Origin of the sequence: Zooshikella ganghwensis DSM 15267 (genome assembly GCF_000428585.1) — a bacterium.
Taxonomy (GTDB): domain Bacteria; phylum Pseudomonadota; class Gammaproteobacteria; order Pseudomonadales; family Zooshikellaceae; genus Zooshikella; species Zooshikella ganghwensis.
The window spans coordinates 1-1403 of the sequence record NZ_AUAF01000367.1; the positions used below are offsets into that span (position 1 = coordinate 1).

The 1403-nt window shown below is 34.7% G+C and carries 1 protein-coding gene; it reads right to left on the reverse strand.

The window, feature by feature from the left end:
- Window positions 1-286: 286 nt before the first annotated feature.
- A complete protein-coding gene (locus F607_RS33360; protein WP_051311886.1) occupies window positions 287-1309 on the reverse strand; it encodes a sterol desaturase family protein in 1023 nt (340 codons plus the stop codon).
- Window positions 1310-1403 lie beyond the last annotated feature (94 nt).

A 1403-nucleotide genomic window follows, 5' to 3' on the forward strand; every position in this document is an offset into this window, starting at 1 on the left:
GGGTTAAGCTTAAGTATTCAAAAAGTCGCTCAAGTGTATAAACAGATGAGTGACTATGGGGCTATGGCTGCGTAAAAGTGTCTAGAGTATTGATTTAAATACATCAGACAAAGTAATAACAACTTTTCAAAGTGCTTTTAATGAGCTAGTGAAAAGTGGGGGTATAAAAAAATTGTTGATAGATATTTGCTAGAGTTTTAATGGCTTTGAGCTTGGTTAAACAACACTTTTACAAAGTTATGTTTTGCAAAAGTGTTGTGGATAATTATATTGTAACTGCTTATGTTTATTCCGTAAGAGCAATTAATAGGCGGTTTTTCTTTGAATGTGAGGGAGGAGAATGATGTAGTGTATAGCAAATAAATGACACAAAAGATGTAAAGATTATTGCTGCAGAAACAATATTTACGGAGGTGTAGCCTAGCCCTGTAATACCTGAAAGAATAATTAAAAATTGACTTAATACCTCAGACTTCCAGGTAATCTTCACGCCATCAAATACAATGCCGTTGTAGTGGCATAACCAAAAGAACAGACAAGATAGCGCCGTAGTTTGTAACCAAGGTAAGTCGTAAAAGTTCCACATTAAGTATGTAAATACAACTAAAATGACTATAAATCGAAGTATACAGGATAGCTTCATTGTTGCAGTAAGCGGTGAGTTTTTAGGTTTAAAATCTTTACAAGGTATATCCGCTATTTTACCAAGACATTCTGTTTTAGTGAGTCCAGCGGGTAGCCAGCCAGGGGAATAAAAAATTGACTTTAGCTTATCAATTAATGTTTTACTGTGTGTAAATTTTTTAATAATAACCTTTAAGTATTGAATATTAATCATCAAAGGGCTAAAGCTTTGAATTGACTCGCGAACGCCATAGGTAACAGGAACGCTCTCTGACTCTGTTTGATATGTGCCAAAGAGTCTATCCCAAATGATAAAAATACCGCCAAAGTTTTTATCAATATATTTGGTATTTCTTGCATGGTGTACTCTATGTAGAGAGGGGGTATTGAATACTTTATCCAGACGAGGCGTATGTTTTAGTTTTTTATGATGAATTAAAAATGCCCACGTCATTTGGGTGTAGCTTACCGCTAAGAAGACTTCAATAGATATTCCTGCTAGTGCCATGGGGATAAATGTTAACCACATGGTAACTTCCATAAAGTAGCTATTACGTATAGAAACTCCAAAGTTAAAGTCTTCAGCAGTATGGTGAACAATGTGATCTACCCAAAAAATGCCAATAGCATGGTGAACTCGGTGATTCCAATAAAAGCAGAAATCATAAAAAATAAAGGCGATCAACCAGGTAGTAACTGATGTTTGATCTAATGTAAACAGAGAAAAGTTGCTATATAAATAATGGCTCTATATGGATTCCTAGGGGGTTATATCAATA